General features: G+C 62.0%; 15 protein-coding genes. 7 read left to right on the top strand and 8 right to left on the bottom strand.

From position 1 onward, the window contains the following. Window positions 1-30 precede the first annotated feature (30 nt). Complete coding sequence (locus tag AC27VO_RS15105) at window positions 31-1,200, bottom strand: metallophosphoesterase (RefSeq protein ID WP_488667540.1); 1,170 nt, start codon at window positions 1,198-1,200, stop codon at window positions 31-33. 231 nt (window positions 1,201-1,431) lie between these two features. On the opposite strand from AC27VO_RS15105, the gene AC27VO_RS15110 reads away from it, so the two are divergent. The 4 genes from AC27VO_RS15110 (at window position 1,432) to AC27VO_RS15125 (ending at window position 7,078) form a co-directional block, all read left to right on the top strand. Then, window positions 1,432-1,788: a hypothetical protein gene (locus tag AC27VO_RS15110; RefSeq protein ID WP_488667541.1), complete on the top strand. Its 357-nt coding sequence runs from the start codon at window positions 1,432-1,434 to the stop codon at window positions 1,786-1,788. Window positions 1,789-1,910: 122 nt separating this feature from the next. Next, complete coding sequence (hrpA, locus tag AC27VO_RS15115; RefSeq protein ID WP_488667542.1) at window positions 1,911-5,963, top strand: ATP-dependent RNA helicase HrpA; 4,053 nt, start codon at window positions 1,911-1,913, stop codon at window positions 5,961-5,963. A gap of 74 nt (window positions 5,964-6,037) precedes the next feature. Beyond that, window positions 6,038-6,430 carry a BLUF domain-containing protein gene (locus tag AC27VO_RS15120; RefSeq protein ID WP_488667543.1) on the top strand — a complete coding sequence of 131 codons (393 nt, stop codon included), beginning with the start codon at window positions 6,038-6,040 and terminating at the stop codon, window positions 6,428-6,430. A gap of 144 nt (window positions 6,431-6,574) precedes the next feature. Continuing rightward, a complete protein-coding gene (locus tag AC27VO_RS15125) occupies window positions 6,575-7,078 on the top strand; it encodes a hypothetical protein (protein WP_488667544.1) in 504 nt (167 codons plus the stop codon). An 83-nt stretch (window positions 7,079-7,161) separates the two neighbouring features. Here the strand turns inward: AC27VO_RS15125 and AC27VO_RS15130 are convergent, their stop codons facing one another. The 7 genes from AC27VO_RS15130 to AC27VO_RS15160 form a co-directional block, all read right to left on the bottom strand. After that, window positions 7,162-7,737 (bottom strand): carboxymuconolactone decarboxylase family protein, encoded by a 576-nt coding sequence (locus AC27VO_RS15130; protein ID WP_488667545.1) that lies wholly within the window; start codon window positions 7,735-7,737, stop codon window positions 7,162-7,164. 14 nt (window positions 7,738-7,751) lie between these two features. Then, complete coding sequence (locus AC27VO_RS15135) at window positions 7,752-9,083, bottom strand: aspartate aminotransferase family protein (protein WP_488667546.1); 1,332 nt, start codon at window positions 9,081-9,083, stop codon at window positions 7,752-7,754. A 53-nt stretch (window positions 9,084-9,136) separates the two neighbouring features. Next, window positions 9,137-11,743: a TRAP transporter permease gene (locus tag AC27VO_RS15140; protein WP_488667547.1), complete on the bottom strand. Its 2,607-nt coding sequence runs from the start codon at window positions 11,741-11,743 to the stop codon at window positions 9,137-9,139. Window positions 11,744-11,887: 144 nt separating this feature from the next. Continuing rightward, window positions 11,888-12,862 carry a TAXI family TRAP transporter solute-binding subunit gene (locus AC27VO_RS15145; protein ID WP_488667548.1) on the bottom strand — a complete coding sequence of 325 codons (975 nt, stop codon included), beginning with the start codon at window positions 12,860-12,862 and terminating at the stop codon, window positions 11,888-11,890. Window positions 12,863-13,328: 466 nt separating this feature from the next. Continuing rightward, on the bottom strand, window positions 13,329-14,210 hold the full coding sequence (locus tag AC27VO_RS15150) for a MurR/RpiR family transcriptional regulator (RefSeq protein WP_488667549.1): 882 nt from the start codon (window positions 14,208-14,210) through the stop codon (window positions 13,329-13,331). A 223-nt stretch (window positions 14,211-14,433) separates the two neighbouring features. Continuing rightward, the gene (locus AC27VO_RS15155) at window positions 14,434-16,107 is read right to left on the bottom strand and encodes a methyl-accepting chemotaxis protein (RefSeq protein WP_488667550.1); all 1,674 of its coding nucleotides are present in this window, start codon (window positions 16,105-16,107) and stop codon (window positions 14,434-14,436) included. A gap of 11 nt (window positions 16,108-16,118) precedes the next feature. After that, window positions 16,119-17,213 (bottom strand): HD-GYP domain-containing protein, encoded by a 1,095-nt coding sequence (locus AC27VO_RS15160; protein ID WP_488667551.1) that lies wholly within the window; start codon window positions 17,211-17,213, stop codon window positions 16,119-16,121. 362 nt (window positions 17,214-17,575) lie between these two features. Here AC27VO_RS15160 and AC27VO_RS15165 point away from each other — a divergent pair, with 362 nt between their 5' ends. The 3 genes from AC27VO_RS15165 to AC27VO_RS15175 all read left to right on the top strand — a co-directional run bounded on the left by AC27VO_RS15165 (window position 17,576) and on the right by AC27VO_RS15175 (window position 18,742). Continuing rightward, a complete protein-coding gene (locus AC27VO_RS15165) occupies window positions 17,576-17,746 on the top strand; it encodes an MBL fold metallo-hydrolase RNA specificity domain-containing protein (RefSeq protein WP_488667552.1) in 171 nt (56 codons plus the stop codon). A gap of 60 nt (window positions 17,747-17,806) precedes the next feature. Continuing rightward, window positions 17,807-18,007 carry a hypothetical protein gene (locus AC27VO_RS15170; protein ID WP_488667553.1) on the top strand — a complete coding sequence of 67 codons (201 nt, stop codon included), beginning with the start codon at window positions 17,807-17,809 and terminating at the stop codon, window positions 18,005-18,007. Window positions 18,008-18,133: 126 nt separating this feature from the next. Further along, a complete protein-coding gene (locus tag AC27VO_RS15175) occupies window positions 18,134-18,742 on the top strand; it encodes a hypothetical protein (protein ID WP_488667554.1) in 609 nt (202 codons plus the stop codon). Window positions 18,743-18,945 lie beyond the last annotated feature (203 nt).

Raw genomic sequence — 18,945 nt, forward strand, 5'->3', positions numbered from 1 at the left:
AGCCAGGGCGGTCTGAGCAGGGCAGGTGCGTCAGGGCTGGCTGCGCAGCACCAGAATGTCAATAGACGAGGGCACGCCCAGGCGCACGGCAAAACCGGGCCACAGGCCGGCCCCGTTGCTGACAAACAGGCGCATAGCGCCCACGTCGTACAGCCCGCTCACAAAGCCATCGTTGGCTGGGGCCACGATCCAGCGGTCCATGCCGATGATGTGCCCGCCGTGGGTGTGGCCTGCAATCTGCAGGTCAATGCCGTGCGGTGCATAGCTGCGTGCCATTTTGGGTTGGTGCCCCAGCAGAATGTGCAGCTGCGCGCCGCCAGCTTGTGCCTGTGCAGCCACGGCCTGCACGTCGGGCGGCACCCCTTCGGGGACGTTGGGGTCGGTGTTCTGTTCGGACAGGCGGCCATAGGCCGGGTCGCCCACGCCCGAGATGGCCAGCCTGTGACCACGCACCTCCAGCACACGGGCTTCGTTGGCCAGGTAATTCAAGTTCAGGCGCTGAAACACCTTGGCCCAGGCGTCATAGCCGCTGTAGTACTCATGGTTGCCCGGTGCGGACCACACGCCCAGGGGCGCATGCAGCTGGGCCAGCGGGGCAATATTGCCCGCTTGCGTCGGGGCGTCGCCATCGATCAGGTCACCGGGCAGCACCACCATGTCGGGTTGTGCGGCATTGGTGCGCGCCACCAGTCCTTGCACATAGGCCGCATTGTTGACCGGAGTGGCGTGGATGTCGGCCAGTACCGCTACGCGCAGGCCATCCAGCGCAGCAGGCAGCTTGGGCAGAACCACGGTGTGTTCACGCACCTCGGGTAGCTTGGCGCCTTGGGTCAGGCCATAGACATTCAGCAGCACGCACAAAGCCGCAGCGCATACCGTCCACACGGGGGCGGTAATTCGGGCGGCGGCTGCGCGCCCGCGCGTGGCGCGCAGTACCAGCCAGCTGCCGTCACGCACGATGGCCCAGACCAGTGCCATGCCCAGCGCAGCAAACAAACCACCTGAGACGAACTGCAGATGGGCGATCAGGCCGTAGTTTCCAATTTCATGGCGCATGGCCAGGATCAGCAGAGCCGGTGCAAGCCCTGACAGTGTGGTCAGGCAGAACGTCCACCAGAAAGCGTGGCGGTGGGTGCGCCACAGGGGATACCACAGCCACAGCGAAAGAAGAGGCGCCAGCAGCGCGAGCAAGGAAACCATAGGGAGGAGGTTAGTCAGATACCGAGAAAGCCAAAACGCGGCAGAGCGCCATGTGACCGGCGAGCATAGCAATGCAGCCAAAGGGCCCGGAAAGGTATGCCCATTTACGTAAACAAATGCATGCGCGGTCATGTCCGACAAACGGTAGGCGCAGCGCGCCAGACAGTGTGCGATGCGCTACCGGCCCTTGCTGGGGCGTTGTAATGGACTTTGCAAGATTTGGAGGCCTGGATGAAATCTCGATGGGTTGCCGTGGCATGCGGTACGTTGGTGGCGGCGGCGATGTCCACATCTGCGTGGGCAGGGGCTGCCGTGGGTGCCGGTTTGACGTGGACTTTTGGTGGTCCCAAGCCGGTGGCTGGCCCTGCTGTGGGTATCAAGGTGTTCTCGAACGACCGTGAAAAGAGGGCCGCAGGCTATCTGGGGCTGGACTATTCCTTCAGTGATCGGGGCTTTCGCCCGAATGTGGGCGTGGCCTACCTGGGTGAAAAGAACATCTACCTGGGGGCGGACGTGGGTTATTCGTTCGCCCAGGAAGGCGTGAACTTTGGCGCCGGTCTGGGTTATGTAGACACCGACAAACGCTGAGCGTGCCACCTGGTGCGTTTTGCCATCCCTGTGGCGCAGGCCACAGGGATTTTTTATGCCAGCCACAGCGCTAAACCTGCTGGCAACGCGGCCGGGCCGCAGCGGGGATAATTACGCCCCTTATGCCTTTGAAGATCACGTTCCCCGAGTCCCTGCCCGTATCCGCCCGCCGTGAAGAAATCATGGAGGCGATGGACAAGAACCAAGTCATCATCGTCTGTGGCGAAACCGGCTCGGGCAAAACCACCCAGCTGCCTAAAATTGCCTTGGCGCTGGGGCGTGGCAAGGTCAATCAAGTGCCGGATGCCAATGGCAACGTGCGTGGCCACCTGATTGGCCATACCCAGCCGCGCCGGATTGCGGCGTCGTCGGTGGCCAAGCGCATTGCCGAAGAGCTGCACACCCCATTGGGCGAGGTGGTGGGCTACAAGGTGCGCTTCCAAGACACGCTGCAAAAGAATGCCTCGGTCAAGCTGATGACCGACGGTATCTTGCTGGCCGAAACGCAGACCGACCCGCTGCTCAAAGCCTACGACACGTTGATCATTGACGAGGCGCACGAGCGCAGCCTGAACATTGACTTCTTGCTGGGCTACATCCGCCAGATTCTGCCCAAGCGCCCGGACTTGAAAGTGGTGGTCACCTCGGCCACGATTGATGCGGAGCGCTTTGCCCAGCACTTTGAAGGCCCCAAAGGCCCAGCGCCGGTCATCATGGTCTCGGGTCGTACCTACCCGGTGGAGATGCGCTACCGCCCGTTTGAGGAAAAGAAAGACTACGACCTCAACGACGCGATGGCCGATGGCGTGGATGAACTCTGGAACGGCGGTGCCAAGGGCGGCGACATTCTGATCTTCTTGCCCGGCGAGCGCGAAATCCGTGAAGCCGCCGACCACTTGCGCAAGCACCTGCAAAACCAGCCTGCGCTGCGCAGTGCGGAGGTGTTGCCGCTGTTCTCGCGCCTGTCGCAGGCCGAGCAAGACCGCATTTTTGACGGCCACACGGGCCGCCGCATTGTGCTGGCGACCAACGTGGCCGAGACCTCGCTCACCGTGCCAGGCATTCGATACGTCATTGACGCAGGCACAGCGCGCGTGAAGCGCTACTCCTTCCGTAGCAAGGTGGAGCAGTTGCTGGTGGAACCCATCAGCCAAGCCGCTGCCAACCAGCGCGCAGGCCGTTGTGGCCGTGTGGCCAACGGTATCTGTATTCGTCTGTATGACGAGGCGGATTTCACCAGCCGCACGCCGTTTACTGACCCGGAAATTTTGCGCAGCTCGTTGGCGGGCGTGATCTTGCGGATGAAGTCGCTCGGCTTGGGCGATGTGGTGAACTTCCCGTTCTTGGAAGCCCCCTCGGGCCGCGCGATTGCCGACGGTTACCAGTTGTTGGCCGAGCTGGGCGCGGTGGACGAGCGTGGCAACCTGCTGCAAATGGGTAAGGAGCTGTCGCGCTTGCCGCTGGACCCACGTGTGGGCCGCATGATTGTGGAGGCACGTGAGCGCGGGGCGCTGGCCGAGGTGTTGATCATCGCCTCAGCGCTGAGCGTGCAAGACGTGCGCGACCGACCTTTGGAAGCGCAGCAGCAAGCCGACCAGCAGCACGCCAAGTTTGATGATGAAAAGAGCGAGTTCAGCGGTTATCTGCGCCTGTGGAAGTGGCTGATGGATGCGCGTGGCGGCAAGGTTGTCGCCAAAACGCGTGCTGAGATGGCTGCGCAGAACAAGCCCGCGGCCAAGCCCACGGCACGCAACCAGGCGTTCTTGCCCGTGAGCCAGCGCAGCAGTGGTGCGCAGGTTGAAGGCACGGTGCAAGAGCGCTTGGCGCTGTTCAGCCCTTCGGAAGTCACCGAAGAAGCCACCCACAAGCTCAGCAACCGCCAGTGGGAGCAGTTGCTGCGGCAGAACTTCATCAACATTCGCCGTGTGCGCGAGTGGCGTGACATTCACAGCCAGTTGATGACGGTGATCAAAGAGCACAAATGGCTCATCAACAACGAGGCTGCAGGCTATGACGCGGTGCACCTGTCCATGCTGTCCGGCTTGCTGGGCAATATTGGCTACAAGGGCGAAGAAAGCGACGCCTACTTGGGCGCGCGCGGCATCAAATTCCACCCCCACCCCGGCGCGCATTTGAACAAAAAGCCCGGTCGCTGGATCGTGGCCGCGGAGCTGGTGGAAACCTCGCGCCTGTACGGCCGTGGCCTTGCGGCGATTGAGCCGCAGTGGCTGGAAGAGGTGGGCGCGCACCTGCTCAAAAAACAATTGCTCGACCCGCACTGGAGCAAAAAACAAGCCGATGTGGTGGCGCAGGAGCGCGCGACGCTGTATGGGCTGGTGGTCTACAACGGCCGCAGCGTCAGCTATGGCCGGGTCGACCCCGACGAAGCGCGCCGCATGTTCATTCGCCAGGCGCTGGTGGAAGGGCAGTGGGACACGCAGTGGCACTTCTTGCCCAGCAACCAGAAGATGGTGCGCAAGATTGAGGACCTGGAGCACAAATCCCGCCGGCAAGACGTGCTGGTGGACGATGAGTTGATTTACGCCTTCTACGACCAGCACATCCCCAAGGGCATCTACAGTGGCGCGACGTTTGACAAGTGGTTCCGCGTGGCGGGCAAGGGGCAGGCCGAGTTGCTGCGCCTGTCCAAAGACGAGCTGATGCGCCACGAGGCCGCAGGTATCACGACCGACAATTTCCCCAAGGTCATCAAGCTGGGCGGTGTGGACTGCAGCGCCGCCTACTTGCACAGCCCCGGCGACGCACGCGATGGCGTGACGGTGACGGTGCCTCTGTTTGTGCTCAACCAAGTGAGTGATGAACGTGCTGAGTGGTTGGTGCCCGGCATGCTCAAGGACAAGATTCAGGCATTGCTCAAAAGCCTGCCGCAGCGCCCGCGCAGCCGTTTTGTGCCGCTGCCGGAAAGCGCTACGCGCTTGGCGGAGCTGTTTACGCAGAGCGAGCGCTGGGCCAAGGGCGGACTGATTGACGTACTGCTCAAGCAGGTGCGTGACGAAACCTCGCTGGACGTCAAGCGTGCCGACTTCAAGCTGGACATGCTCAGCCCGCACCTGTTCATGAACTATCGCGTGATTGACGAGCATGGCCGCCAACTGGGGCAGGGCCGCAATCTGGCCGCACTCAAAGCCGAGTGGGGCGTGAAGGCACGCGGTGCGTTCCAGGCATTGGCTTCGCTCAAGCTCGATGAAGCCACCCAGCCTGCGGCAGATTTGCAGTCAAATCAGGCTACAGCCCATACTGGCAAAGCGCAAGCAGCTCCTAAAAACGATAAACCTGCCGCCAAGGCAGCGCCCGCGCAAAAGGCCGAGCAGCGTTACACGGCCTGGAGTTTTGGCGAGTTGCCAGAGCTGATGGAAATCAGCAAGGGCAGCACCACGCTGATTGGTTTTCCCGCGCTGATCGATCACGGCAGCGATGTGGGCATTGAGGTGTTTGACGAGCCCGAAGTGGCGGCCGCCCGCCACCGCGTGGGTCTGCGCCGCCTGTTTGCGCTGCAGATCAAAGATGCGCTCAAGTATCTGGAAAAGAACATTCCCGATCTGCAAAAAATGGCCGTGGCCTATATGCCGCTGGGCACGCAGGAAGAGCTGCGTAGCCAGATCATTGATGTGGCCATTGACCGTGCCTTCTTGCAAGAGCCGTTGCCCGCCAATGAGGCCGACTTCAAGCAGCGCGTGCAAGATGGCCGGGGCCGCCTGACCCTGATTGCCAACGAAGTAGCGCGTATGTCGGGCGTGATTCTGACCGAGTACGCCGCAGCGGCGCGCAAGATCAAGGACACCAAAAATGCGCCCGATGCCACGAAGGACGCGGGTGAGCAGCTACAAAAGCTGATGCCCAAGAACTTCATTGCGATTGCGCCGTGGAGCCAGCTGGGCCATTACGCCCGTTACCTGAAGGCCATCACCAGCCGTTTGGATAAATACCGGGCCGACCCCGCGCGCGATGCCGCCAAGTACAAAGAGCTGCAACCGCTGGAGCAGCGCTACTGGCGCTTGGTGGCCGAGCGCAAAGGCCAGGTCGATGCGCGCATGCAGGAGTACCGCTGGATGCTGGAAGAGCTGCGCGTGAGCTTCTTTGCGCAAGAGCTGCGCACGCCGTACCCGGTCAGTGCCAAGCGTTTGGACAAGGTGTGGGCGCAGCTGCAGCAGTAAGTGCCCGCTGTATGACCGCGCACGTGGAATGCCGGAGAATTTTCAGCAGCCAATGAACAAGCCTGTGAACTGATATGCCTTTGCTTCAGCGATTTTTCTACTTCAGCCGCATGACCTCTCAAGCCCACTTGAGAGGGGTGGCGGATATTGCACAAGTCGGGCGTGCGTTCACGCAAGCGCACGGCATCAGTGGCTTGCTCGTGCTGGATGGCGAGTATTTCTGTGAATACCTGGAGGGCCCCCAGCCCGCTATGGAGCAACTGATTGCACGGCTGCGCTCAGATCCGCGCCACACGGGGATGAAGGTGTGGATCGATGCACCTTTGACGGATGCGCGTTGCTTCACCGCGTGGAATATGGCTTTTATGCTGGGTGAGCCGCAATTGCTGCAGACCCTTCAACAACTGGATGGGGACGCTGCGTTGGCGCAATTTATGACCATCGTGCCTCAGCTAGAGACGGTATAGCGGCGGTGTTTGTGGAGGGGTTGGTGTTGCCACCCCGAACGTCCCGCCTTGGTGTGGGTGGCCCTGCGCTGGCGCGCAGCCCAGCGCGCCAATTTGAATGATGTCTGCTTGGCATGAGCAGACTGGTTTTTTTGAGAGTCCGCAATGAATGATTTGACCCAAGACCTGCGTATGGTCGCCATCGATAACGACAGCTATGCCCAAGCCGTGGCTGCTGCCAAGGCCTACCGCGTGGGCGATGACCCAGCGGGCTTTGCCTTTACCGGCAATGCCACACTGATGTTCCAGCGTGAACAAGAAGGCTGGTCGCCCGATGCGTTCAGCAGCTCGCCGCTGATTCGCTATGTCAACCCCGTGCAAGGTGCGGCCGATGCGGATGCCCAGCAAGATGAGAGCTTTCTGCAGGCGGTGGCCAACCAGGTGACCTATCTGCACATCCCCGCAGAATGCCAGGCGATGCAGATCGATGATGTTTGGGGCATTGACTGCGAGTTTTTGATGTTCGCCATGCCCCATCCTGAAGAAGAGGGTGCCACCGCCTGGTTGCTGATCCCCGGCCCCGAAGGGCGTGCCATTTCCTCCAAGCACACCGTGCAGGAATACCAGTTTGCGGAGCTCAAGAACGCGGCCCAGGATCTGGGCCTGTAAACCAGCGGTGGTGTGGGGTGGCGGTTTTCCCAGCGCAGATGCGCGCTGTGTGGCCGCCCCAGTCTGCGCGAGTTGTCCGTCGCTTAGCCTACCAGCGCGGGCAGCGGTTGGGCGCTGGATGCAGGGACGGTGGTGCGGGCGCTGTTCATGACCATGGACAAGAAGGTGTAGTAGCCGTTGACGCCGACCAGATCCATCACCCCTTGCTCACCCCACAACGCCTTGGCGGCGTTCCAGGTGGCGTCGCTCACGCCTTGGTTGCGGTGCAGCTCGGTGCAAAAGTCATAGAGCACGGCCTCATCCGCTTGCAAGGCACGCGGGATGCGGCCTTGGGCAATGTCGGCCAGCGCTTCGGGCGCAATCCCTTCGCGCTCTGCAATGGGGGCGTGGATGGCCCATTCCACCTGCTGCGACCACTGGCGCGCGGTGATGCAAATGGCCAGCTCCGACAAGCGCAGGCCAATGCTGCTGCGGTAGCGCAGGTACTCGCCCATGCGCTGGGCGTGGTCCATCAGCTCAGGGCTGCGCAGCAGTGGCACAAACGGTGAAATCAGCGCGCCGCGTGGCCCGTCAATGATGGGCTGAGCCATGGCGCGTTGTGCGGGCGTCCATTGACTCGGGGCAATGGGGGGCAGGCGGTCGTCTTCTTCGGTATACATAGCGCGGCTCCTGCTCAGGCTGTGGCTTGCAGGGCTGCATCAATCGACAGCGCCAGGCGCTCTACGATCTGATCCAGATCGTTTTCTGTGGCGATGAATGGTGGGGCCAGCAGGATGTGGTCACCGTGCTTGCCATCGATGGTGCCGCCTGCGGGGTAGCACATCAGGCCATGTTCCATCGCCTGGGCTTTGACGGCAGCATGCAGCTTGCGCTGCGGGTCAAACGTGGCTTTGCTGGCGCGGTCTTGCACCAGCTCCACGCCCCTGAACAGGCCACGGCCACGGATATCACCCACATGCGGGTGGCGCTCCAGCCGGTGCTGCAGGGCAGCGTGCAGATAATCGCCACGCGCTTGCACCTGCGGCATGAGCTGGTCACGCTGGATGACTTTTTGCACCGCCAGCGCCGCAGCGGCGGCCATGGGGTGGCCCAGGTAGGTATGGCCGTGCTGGAACAGGCCACTGCCCCGGCGCATGCTCTCCACCACTTTGCGGGTGGCCAGCACCGCGCCAATGGGTTGGTAGCCGCCGCCCAGGCCCTTGGCAATGGTCATCAAATCGGGCACCACGCCTTCTTGCTCCACGGCATGCAGGGTGCCGGTGCGGCCCATGCCGCACATCACTTCGTCGGCAATGTACAAGATGCCGTAGCGGTCACACAGTGCGCGCACACCGGCAAAGTAGCCCGGCGGCGCGGTGAGTGCACCTGCTGTGGCACCACCCACGGTTTCGGCCACAAAGGCGATCACGGTGTCAGGCCCCATGGCTTGGAACCTGTCATCGATTTCCTGCACCAGGCGCTGGCCGTATTGCTCGGGTGTTTCATCGGTGCGCTGGTCGCGGTAAGCGTAGGTGGCGGCCACGCGGCCCACGTCCATCAGCAGCGGGGCGAATTGCTTGCGTCGCAGCTCGTTGCCCCCCACGGCCAGCGCACCCAGCGTATTGCCGTGGTAGCTCTGGTTGCGCGCCACAAAACGGGTGCGCTGGGGCTGGCCGATTTCGACAAAGTACTGGCGTGCCATCTTCAGCGCGGCTTCCACGGCTTCGGAGCCCCCGGAGACAAAGTAGACGTTGTCCAGCCCTTGGGGGGCATGTGCAGCGAGGTGATCGGCCAGCTCCTCCGCCACGGCAGTGGTGAAAAAGCTGGTGTGTGCATAGGCCAGCTGGTCCATCTGCGCGCGCATTGCGGCCAGCACATCGGGGTGGGCATGGCCCAGGCAGGAGACGGCGGCACCGCCGCTGGCATCGATATAGCTTTTGCCTTGGATGTCAGTGATGGTGATGCCCTGCGAGCTGTGCGCGATGCGCGGGGTGTTGAGCAAAGAGCGGTGAATGACGTGTGTCATGGCAGTGTGTGAGAGGTTGAATGTGAGAAATTTAAAAAGAGAGCTGCTTGCACTTATGCGGCAAGGGCTGCATGGGTTTTTTGTGCTGATTGCTGTTGGTGCAGGCGACGGCCTTGCAGCCACCACACGGCGATCAGCAGCAGTGCACCCGGCAGGTAGAACCAGTAGGGCGATGGCCGGTCGTTGGGCAATTGGATCGAGGTGACATCAAAGCCTTCCTCCAACCCCGCCTTGCGTGCTGCACTGCCAAAGCGCACGGCAGCAATTTGCACGTTCTCGCCCAGTGCCATCAGTTGCAGCCCGCTGTCGGTCAGGCGCTTGCGGCCATCGCTGTTGGCGCTGCCCAGCGGCAGGGCTACGGTTTTGGTGCGCTCATCGCCTTCGAGCGTCATGCCGGAGATCACGGCCACCAGCGTGGCGCCTTCAGGCGCTTGACCGGCCAGTGTGTAGATCTGGCTGGCCGGGGCGCTGGTGTAAGCCGGTGCGACACGGTCCATGAAGAAGTCGGGGCGGAACAGCAAGAAGGTGGCCAGAGCCAGCATGGCCATTTCCCACGGTTTGCAGCGCAAGCGCATCCAGTTCATGGTGATGGCGGTAAAGGCCAGCATGGCAAACAGCGATGCGGTGGCGACCAGCGTAATCTCTGCCCAGCTGTCAACGCCAAACAGCAGCAGCGCGGGGTTGAAGATCCAGATAAAGGGCAGGATCACCGTGCGCAAACCGTACAGCGCACCTTGGATGCCGACCTGGATGGCGTTTTCCTGTGCAATCGCGGCGCCTGCAAAAGTGGCCAGCCCCACAGGTGGGGTGACATCGCCCAGCAGCCCGTAATAAAAGACAAACAGGTGTACGGCAATCAAGGGAATGATCAAGCCGTTTTGCGCACCCAGCTCGACAATCACCGGCGCCATCAAGGTAGCGACCAGCACGTAGTTGGCGGTGGTCGGCACGCCCAGGCCCAGCACCAGGCAGACAAAGGCGGTGAACAGCAGCATCAGCATCACATTGCCTTGCGCCACAAATTCAACAAACTCTGTCATGCGCAGGCCCAGCCCTGTGAGCGAGATGGCGCCCACAATGATACCGGCCGTGCCCGTGGCAATGGCCACGCCAATCATGTTGCGGCTGCCGGCATTGAGGCCTTGCACCACATCCATACAGCCTGCGCGCAGCTTGGCCGCGCACTGGCCTGTGCCGCGGAAAGTGGCAATCAGCGCGTGTTGCGTGGCCATCAACACCATCAGTACCACAATGGCCCAGAACGCTGCCAGAGCGGGGGAGAGTTCCTCCACCATCAGTGCCCAGATCAGGGTGCCAATGGGCATCATGAAATGCAGGCCCGCCTTGACGGTGGACCATGTGTCCAGGCGCTGGGGGTTGTCCACATCGATGTCGTCGGGCAGATCCGGTTCGCGCGCAGCCATGTAGACCGATGCCAGGTACAGCACCAGCATGACGGCAGCCACAGCCCAGGCTGCGTAGTCGCCCATCAGGGATTTGGCCGCTTCCAGCACAAAGTACAGCGCGCACACCAGCACCAGTGTGCCGCTGCAGCCTAGCGCGGTGCGCAGTGTTTTCTCCCGCAGCGTGCGTTGCAAGGGCTGCACCATGGGCTCAATCTGGAGCTTGAGTGCCTCCAGGTGCACGATGTAGAACAGGCCGATGTACGACAGGATGGCAGGCAAGAAAGCGTGCTTGCAGACCTCGGAGTAAGGAATGCCCACGTACTCCACCATCAAAAAAGCGGCAGCGCCCATCACGGGCGGCATGATCTGCCCGTTGGTGGAACTCATGGTTTCAATGGCTGCCGCTTTGACGCCGCCGTAACCGGCTTTCTTCATCAATGGAATGGTGAAGATGCCGCCCGAGACCACGTTGGAGACGGAAGAACCCGAGATCAAACCGTTCAGGCCTGAAGACACCACAGCCACTTTGGCGGGGCCACCGCGCAGGTGGCCCAGTGCGGCAAAGCTCACTTGCATCATGTAGTTGCCGCCGCCCGCACGGTCCAGCAGCGCGCCAAACAGCACGTACACAAAGATGGCGCTGGAGGACACGCCCAGGGCCACGCCAAACACGCCTTCGGTGCCCAGCCACATTTGCGAGAGCATGCGGTTAACGGATGCGCCCTTGTGCGCCAGCACATCGGGCATCCACGGGCCCAGCAGGCAGTAGCCGATAAACACCATGGCCAGCACGCCCATGGGCCAGCCCACAGCGCGGCGCGTGGCTTCCAGCAGCAAGATCAGGCCGGTGATGCCGGTGACGATGTCCAGCGTGCTGGGTTGGCCGGGGCGGGTGGCCAGCTCGTTATAGAAGGTAAACAAATAGCTGCCCGCAAACGCAGCAGCAGCGGCCAGCACCCAATCCCACAGCGGCACCTGGCGGCGTTGGCTGGCACTGCGCCAGGCGGGAAAGGCCATAAAGCCCAAAAATAGCGCCAGCCCCAAGTGGATGGAGCGCGCCTGGGTGTCGTTCAAAATGCCCCATCCCAGCGCAAACGGCAAAGGAGAGGCTTGCCACAGCTGGAACAAGGCCCAGCCAATGGAGAGTGCAAATACCACTGCGGCGGCAAGGCCGCGTGCGCTGCGCCCACCGGTGTCGTTGTCGGCGACCAGTGTCTGCAGAGCTTCGGGGGCTTTTTCGAGATCAGTTGCCATAGGGTGACCATGCGGGGTGCGCATGTCCCGTGTGAATCAAACGCAAAGTGGGCTGCGCAGGCGCAGGGCTGTACCCGCGCAGCCAGTGGGTCAGCAATGCCGCAGGCCAAGGCCGGTCTGCGCACGCTGGAGCCAGTGGGTGGCTTATTTGACCCAGCCTTTTTCCTTGAAGTAGCGCGCTGCGCCTTCGTGCAGCGGCGCTGTCAGGCCGTTGGCGACCATTTCTTCGGGCTTGAGGTGGGCCAGCGCGGGGTGCAGCTTTTTGAAGTCTTCCAAGTTGTCAAACACCTGCTTGACCACGGCGTAGACGGTGTCGGGCGATGTTTGGGCGCTGGTCACAAAGGTGGCGGAAACGCCGTAGGTCTCTGTGGGCTGCGGGTTGTTGGGGTAGGTGTTGGGCGCAATCGTGACCTTGCTCAGGTAGCTGTGTGCACCGACCAACTTGTCCACGCCGGGGCCTTTGAGCGGCAGCAGCTGCGCAGCGCACGAGGTGGTGGGGTCCTGGATATTGGCCGAGGGGTGGCCGATGGCAAACACAAAGCCGTCGATCTTGCCGTCACACAGCGCGGGGCCATGCTCATCGGCTTTGAGCTCAGAGGCCAGGCTCAAATCGCTGATCTTCATGCCTGCAGTGGCCAGCAGGTCGTCTGCACCGGAGCGGTGACCCGAACCAGGGTTGCCGATGTTAAAGCGCTTGCCTTTCAGATCCTCCATGGACTTGGCGTTCAGTGCCTTGCTCACCACCACGGTCATCGGCTCGGGGTGCATGGCAAACATGGCGCGCAAATCTTTGGCAGGGCCTGCATCCTTGAAGTTGCCTTCGCCCTTGACTGCGTTGTATTGCACATCGGACTGCACGATGCCCATGTCCAGCTCACCAGCGCGGATAGCGTTGGAGTTGAAGACAGACCCTCCGGTGGATTCCACCGAGCAGCGCAGGCCGTGTTTGGCACGGTCCTTGTTGACCAGGCGGCAAATGGCGCCACCAGCGGCGTAATACACACCGGTGACACCACCGGTGCCAATGGTCACAAACTTGGCTTGCTGGGCCATGGCAGCAGGTGCTGCCAGCGAGGCGGCTGCCAAGGCCAGGGCGGCGGGAATGAATGCAGTACGCATAGAAGTCTCCTGGTTGCGGGCGGTGCAGTTGGGATGAACCCAAAAAGGCGGTAGGCCCTGTGAATGAAACAAACGATCCGTTTTTTATTTGTTTGCAACATTTGTGCCAATCGGGGAAAGCCCACCTGTGGTGGAAGCGAAGGCGCTCCCGCAAGGGTGCTTGCACGGCGAAGTGGTGTGGAGAAATGCGCAGTGCTGAACGGCTGGTGTCCCTGGGCTACGCTGGGCGGAAATGGAAAAAATAGTGACACCGATGCTGGGTGTGGGCGTTCAGGCTCGCACACGCAATGCTGCAGTGCTGTGCATGCTTTGCACCAAGACAGGGCGCGTTGCCGGCATGTGTTGCATGGCGTGCGCTGTCCAACAGAAAATAGGAATAAAAATAGCTGCTTGCGCTTATGGGGTAAGCGCAAGCAGCTATGAAAAATGAAGATGAGGTGGAAGGTTGGCCGCTGGCTACCGCCACTCAGCGGTGGCGAAAAGCTTTGAGGGCTTGTTTGCCCTGCACATAGACGCCACTGTCCACCAAGGCCGACTCGGCTTTCTGGATGCGCTGAGGCAGTTGAGCATCGCCGAGGGCTACGAGCTGTTCGAGCAGTGCTTCTACCAGAGCCATGCCAGCGGCGACGGAAGGGAAGAAGGAGGGGCTGTCGACCGCAAACAGGGCGGTATGGTCGGCCAGGCGTGCCAGGGGGGATGTATCGCTGTCCGTCAGCGCCACCACACGTGCCCCCCGGTCTTTGGCGGTTTGGGCCAATTCCAGGCATTCTCTGGAGTAAGGCGCAAAACTGATGGCCACAAGGACATCGTTGGCCGCCAAGGGGCGCAGCTGCATCTCGAGATTGTGTGCATGTGCATCCAGTGACTGCACGCTGTCGCGAAAGAGGCGGTAGCCATACAGCAGCGCAAACGCCAGCGGATAGCTGGCACGAAAGCCAGCAATATAGACTTGCCGTGCAGATTGCAGGCACTGGGCCAGCGGCACCAGCTTGGCGATGGACTGCTGGCGCGTGTGCTCAAGATTGGCAACGTGCGCATCAAAAAGCTCGTCGGCCAGCGTGGGTTTGTGCGCATGGCCTGCCAGGCGCTGTGCACGACCGGCATAGCCATGGGTCTGCTCAAGCCCCCATGCCTGGGCGAAGGCATCCTTGAGCGCAGGCCAGCCCTCATAGCCCAGTTGCTGCGCCAAGCGCACAAGGGTAGAGGGAGGCACGGCTGCGCGGTCAGCCAGACCGCGCATGGAACGTATCAACACCTCTTGAGGGTGATCGACAACAAAACGTGCGGCGGCTTGCAACTGGGGGCTGAGGCCATCGAATTGCAGAAGGATTTTTTCACGGATGCTCACGGTCACAGTCCGAACTTTCTATAAAAGCGCATTCTTTATTTTTCGCATTATCTGGGCGGCATGGCTTTGCCAGCACAGACCGGGTGTGCCAAGGCGTGGACAAAGCCACGGCCACGGTAGTTGCCACAGCCCGCTGGCGAAGCAGTCACCAGGTTGGGGCCGTTGCCACCATTGCGCTACGCATGAATGCTGGCCTAGATCGTGAAGGTGAGAGAGTGCCGGTTTAACGTGTGCCTTCTGCCGTACTTTTTGGGGGCTCAAAAAAGGCCACCAGATTGTTCAGCTCGCGCGCGGTGTGCATCAGCTCTTCCGAGGCGCGCCAGGCCTGCTGGGCTTCACCACGGTTTTCCACAATCAGCTCTGCCACCTGCCGCATGGCGCCGGCTACCTCTTCGGCGCCAAACGCCGTGAGGCGGGTGGCCGTAGCCAGCTCCTGGGTTTCTTGTGCCAGGACCTGGTGCTCGCCATTGGCCAGCTCCAGCAAGCGCTCAGCGCGCGTGCTGAGGTCGCTGGTCTCGGAGACCGCTGCGTCGAGGGCGCGCATGGCGGAATACACCTGGTCGTGCTGGGCTTCGGAATGTTCCGTGACTTCATAGAGCGCTTCGTTCAGCACGCGGCAGTGGCGGTGAATCCGCCGTGCCGCCAGCGCGATTTCGTCGAGCATGACTTTCAGGCGCTGTTGCATGACGGTGGCGGCATGGTTGAGTTGGGCGGTCTCTCCGGTGCCAGAGATACGGATGTCACCTTGCAAATCGCCCTCGGCAATCCGGTTCAGGCGCCGGATGGCTGCGTTGAGCGGATTGACAATGCCGCGGATGAAGCAGTGGCCCACCACCACCACGATCAGCAAGCCCAGCACGATGCCGAGGATGGCGAAATGGCGAATGCGGGCGTTGCGCTCCAGGGTTTCGCTGAAGCCTTGCTGCGCTTCGTCGGCCAGTGTCTGGCGCAATGCCTGCGCGGTCAGGCTGGCCTGGTGTTCCAGTGTCAGCAGCTGTTGCAGCACCAGGGGGGGCAGTGGTGCGGACCGCTCGTGTGTCTGGCGGGCCTGGTCAATCAACACCTGGCTTTGCGCGGTGTACTGCTGCAGCGACTGGATCAGTGCGCTGGCAGCGCTGGAGCTGGATGGCAGCGTGCTGGCAAGTTGGCTGAACAGGTCTTCGATATCGTCGTAGTCACTTTGCAGCTGCTGCACATGGGCGTTGGCCGGTGCAGGGTGTGCGTTGTGGTCGCTGCCGCTGGATAGAGGCCATTGCGCTTCCAGGACATGGGCGCGAATGGCGCTCAGGCGTGCCTCCATCTGGCCGACGGCCAGTGCGGGCTCAAACTGGCGGTGGTACATGCGCTCGAATGCGGTATCGGCCAGCTGCAGCCCCCCTACACCGAGTGCACCGCCAGCGAGCATCAACAGTGCGACGAAGACCGTTCCGGCCCGCATGCCAAAGCGGATGCCCAGCCAGGCAGGCAGCTTCCACACTTTGGGCATGCCGTGGGTCATGATGCGGGCATAGGCCGCCTCAGCTGTCGCCACCGCCTCAGGCGCAGCGCGCTTGCGCACCGACATGAAGCCAATGGTCTGCCCATTGCGGCGGATGGGCACCACGCATGCATCCACCCAGTAAAAGTCGCCGTTTTTGCAGCGGTTTTTCACCAGGCCTTGCCAGGGTTTGCCCCGGTGCAGCACTTTCCACATGTCTTCAAACACGGCGGCAGGCATGTCCGGGTGGCGCACGACGTTGTGGCTGTGCCCTTGCAGCTCGTCCAGAGTGAAGCCGCTGATGTCAATGAAGGTCTCGTTGGCATAGGTGATGATGCCCTTGAGATCGGTCTTGGAGACCAGGCTGGAGCCTGGTGCAATCTCTACCTGGTGCGTGGTAACGGGAAGGTTGTGCTTCATGCGTGCATCTCTCAGGAATGGGTCCAGAACCGTTTCATCACCAGCGTGGCAGAGCGGCATTCTTCAATGCGCAGGATGTCGGTGATGGCGTGTGCGGGCAGGGCGGCATCGCGCCGCTGCGGGGTCATGATGGGCATGCCGTTGCAGTTGTAGATGGCCCATAAATCGGTTGTGCCGCCTATTTTTTGGCGGCTGCGCACCACGGCCAGCTCGCCATTGGCCAGGCGCACCATGGTGCCCGGCGGCAGCGTGGTCAGTGCGCCCACGGACAGGCGCAGCAACGCTTCGTCGTACAAGCTGGTGCGCTGCAGGTACAGCGCTTTGAGCGCATCTTTGGGGAACTGTCCCGCGCGGTTGGGACGCGGGGTGACCATGGCGGCGTAGGAGTCTGCAATGGCCAGCAGGCGTGCACCGGGCAAGATAGCATCGCCGCGCAGCGCGCTCGGATAGCCAGAGCCGTCGACGCGCTCGTGGTGCTGACGTACAAACTCCAGCCACAAGGGGTCATCCACACCTTGCGCAGCCAGCAGCTCTGCCGAGCGAATGGGGTGTGCACGCACCAGTGCGTTTTGCTGTGCATCCAGCCCGTGGGTTTGCATATCGAGCTGGGCCTGCCAGGGCAGCAGCGCGATGTCGCGCGTCAGGCTGGCGCAGGCCAGGGACAGCCGCGTGGGTTCATCCAGGCCCATGTCGCGGGCGGCGATTTCGGTGAGGGCACAGCCCAGCAACTGCTGGATGACCAGGTAGGGTGACTGGCGGTCCAGGTGAAAGGCAGCCAGCAGGGCGTCGACATCGTCGGCGCAGGCCTGCATGACGGCATTGGCCAGACTGCGCACGATGGTGCGCAGCTCTGCCTGCAGCAACTGGGACTGCAGGTGGGCGTGCAGGCGTTTGAGTGTTTGGGTCAGTGCCTCTGCCCGGGAGAAAACGGGTTGCACGGAGGGTAGGGTGGAGGCGCGAAAAGCAAAGGGCACCTCTGGCGCGGGGGCTTGCAGCGCGGGCGCTGCCACAGGCTTCTTGAATTGGGTCTGCACGTACGCACCCCGTTTGAGCAGGGCGCTCAAGTGGCGGGGGATGCTGATGACATAGCCTTCTCGCAGGAGCAAGTTGCCATGCTCATCGTAGATGGGCCAGGGCAATGGCTTATCGAGGATTAACTCACTTTGCTGAACGCGGCGCATTACGGGGGTGCCAGGGCTGGGTGAAAATTCGAAGCCCGATTTGTAAGCTAATTGTTTAAATTCTTAACAAATTGTTAATGAATTGAGTGATACGGATCAAACTCAGCGACGGTGCAGGTGTTTGCGCGTATTGCGCGCGGGCCGGCATTGCGGCGGGGGGGGGGTGGAATTGATGTGCGTTAAGGAATGCCAAAGCGCGGCGTGTATGCACGGGCTGGTTGCTGATAGATCGCGCGCATGACGGGAGGCGTTGGGGTCAAGCGCAAAAGGGCAGCTATGCCTATCACGTGGATCAGCAAGCGCTGCTGGACTGGGCTGCAGCTTTTCATCCTGCACCGCAGCAGACTTATGTGGTGCATGGCAAGGCCCATGCCGCGCAGACGTTCGCGCAGGCCCTGACGACGCAGCGCGGGCTCAGGGCCACCATCCCTGCGCAGAGTGAGCGTTTCGCACTGTAAATACAGCTCACATCCTGCTTGCGTGGTGCGCGCACAATGGCGGTGCAGAAAGGAGGGGCCATGCTTGCTCTGAATGAACCAGCAGTTGCGGCGGCGAATGAGTCGGTGCCCATTGCACCGGTGCCCGGTATGCCCAAACCACCCCCAGCGCGCAAGCGGCCACCCGCGCCGCAGCCGCCACCTGTCCCCATTCAGGAGCCACCCAGCGGCACCCCGCCGATCCAGCTGCCTCCAGAGCCGGCGCCGCAGACCCAGCAGTAAGTGCGTGGCGGGCGGTATGTACGCGGGAGGCGCACGTCAGTGTGGGGTGCTCCGCGTGACTCAGCTTTTGAGGGTTTCTGAGCGAGGCAGCGGCGTCGGCCGTGCGTTGTGCGGTGCAATGTGTGCATGGTGATGTGGCTTACAACGTGGTGGAATTCGGCGCGCCAGGCCCTGGCACAGCGCTGGCTGGCGCCGTGGTGGCGCCCCATGCTCCCTGCGGAGCAGGTCTTTGTGGAACATTTTTTTGGCGCAGCGCAGGGCGCATGGCTGATGGCGCGTGTGCGCCTGGGGCAGCGCCGCGTTGGCGACACCCAGCGGGCGTTGTGCATGCAGGGCAGCTGGGTCTCGGTGCCCCGCAGCTTCTTTACCGCGGGCAACTTTCACCAGCCTTTGCGGCTGAGCCACCCCGCCGTGGCGGGCATCTGGGCGCATGAGCTGCTGCATGCCCTGCAGCGCCAGCAGGGGCTGCCGGTGACGCGCGAAGCCCTGGTGCTGCACTGCCGCTGGTGGCTGCAGCGGCGCGATCCCTATAGTTATAGCTGTCAGCGTAGTCCCCGTGCGATTTTGCGCCAGTTTTTGCTAGCTAATGTGGAGCAGCAGGGGCAGATGTGGCAAGACTGCGTACAGGCCCAGGTGGCAGGCCAGCCTTTGGCTTCGCACGCGCTGCTGCCATTGGCGGTGCAGCGGGGGCGTTTGCGGCGGCGCAGGCATGAGGTGGGAGATGTGCAGCAGTGAAGCCATCCAGAAATGCTGGGCCTGCGCGCGGTCTGTCACCATGGTGTGCTCCGTGCTTGAACTTCGATAGCACATGCTGCTGGCGCACTGTGTCGATTTGACGAAAAGCCAGCAATTGCGCCCTTGTCTGACATGATTTTTATTTGGCGGTTCTGCAGTGCGAAACACGCAAAACCGTCACGGAAGTGACCGCTTGTGGGGAC

This window comes from Comamonas sp. 14P8.1.4, assembly GCF_057799285.1.

Coding starts and splice junctions, on each gene's coding strand:
- AC27VO_RS15105 (WP_488667540.1), bottom strand. CDS start 1,200: ATGGTTTCCTTGCTCGCGCTGCTGGCGCCTCTTCTTTCGCTGTGGCTG.
- AC27VO_RS15110 (WP_488667541.1), top strand. CDS start 1,432: ATGAAATCTCGATGGGTTGCCGTGGCATGCGGTACGTTGGTGGCGGCG.
- hrpA (WP_488667542.1), top strand. CDS start 1,911: ATGCCTTTGAAGATCACGTTCCCCGAGTCCCTGCCCGTATCCGCCCGC.
- AC27VO_RS15120 (WP_488667543.1), top strand. CDS start 6,038: ATGCCTTTGCTTCAGCGATTTTTCTACTTCAGCCGCATGACCTCTCAA.
- AC27VO_RS15125 (WP_488667544.1), top strand. CDS start 6,575: ATGAATGATTTGACCCAAGACCTGCGTATGGTCGCCATCGATAACGAC.
- AC27VO_RS15130 (WP_488667545.1), bottom strand. CDS start 7,737: ATGTATACCGAAGAAGACGACCGCCTGCCCCCCATTGCCCCGAGTCAA.
- AC27VO_RS15135 (WP_488667546.1), bottom strand. CDS start 9,083: ATGACACACGTCATTCACCGCTCTTTGCTCAACACCCCGCGCATCGCG.
- AC27VO_RS15140 (WP_488667547.1), bottom strand. CDS start 11,743: ATGGCAACTGATCTCGAAAAAGCCCCCGAAGCTCTGCAGACACTGGTC.
- AC27VO_RS15145 (WP_488667548.1), bottom strand. CDS start 12,862: ATGCGTACTGCATTCATTCCCGCCGCCCTGGCCTTGGCAGCCGCCTCG.
- AC27VO_RS15155 (WP_488667550.1), bottom strand. CDS start 16,107: ATGAAGCACAACCTTCCCGTTACCACGCACCAGGTAGAGATTGCACCA.
- AC27VO_RS15170 (WP_488667553.1), top strand. CDS start 17,807: ATGCTTGCTCTGAATGAACCAGCAGTTGCGGCGGCGAATGAGTCGGTG.
- AC27VO_RS15175 (WP_488667554.1), top strand. CDS start 18,134: ATGGTGATGTGGCTTACAACGTGGTGGAATTCGGCGCGCCAGGCCCTG.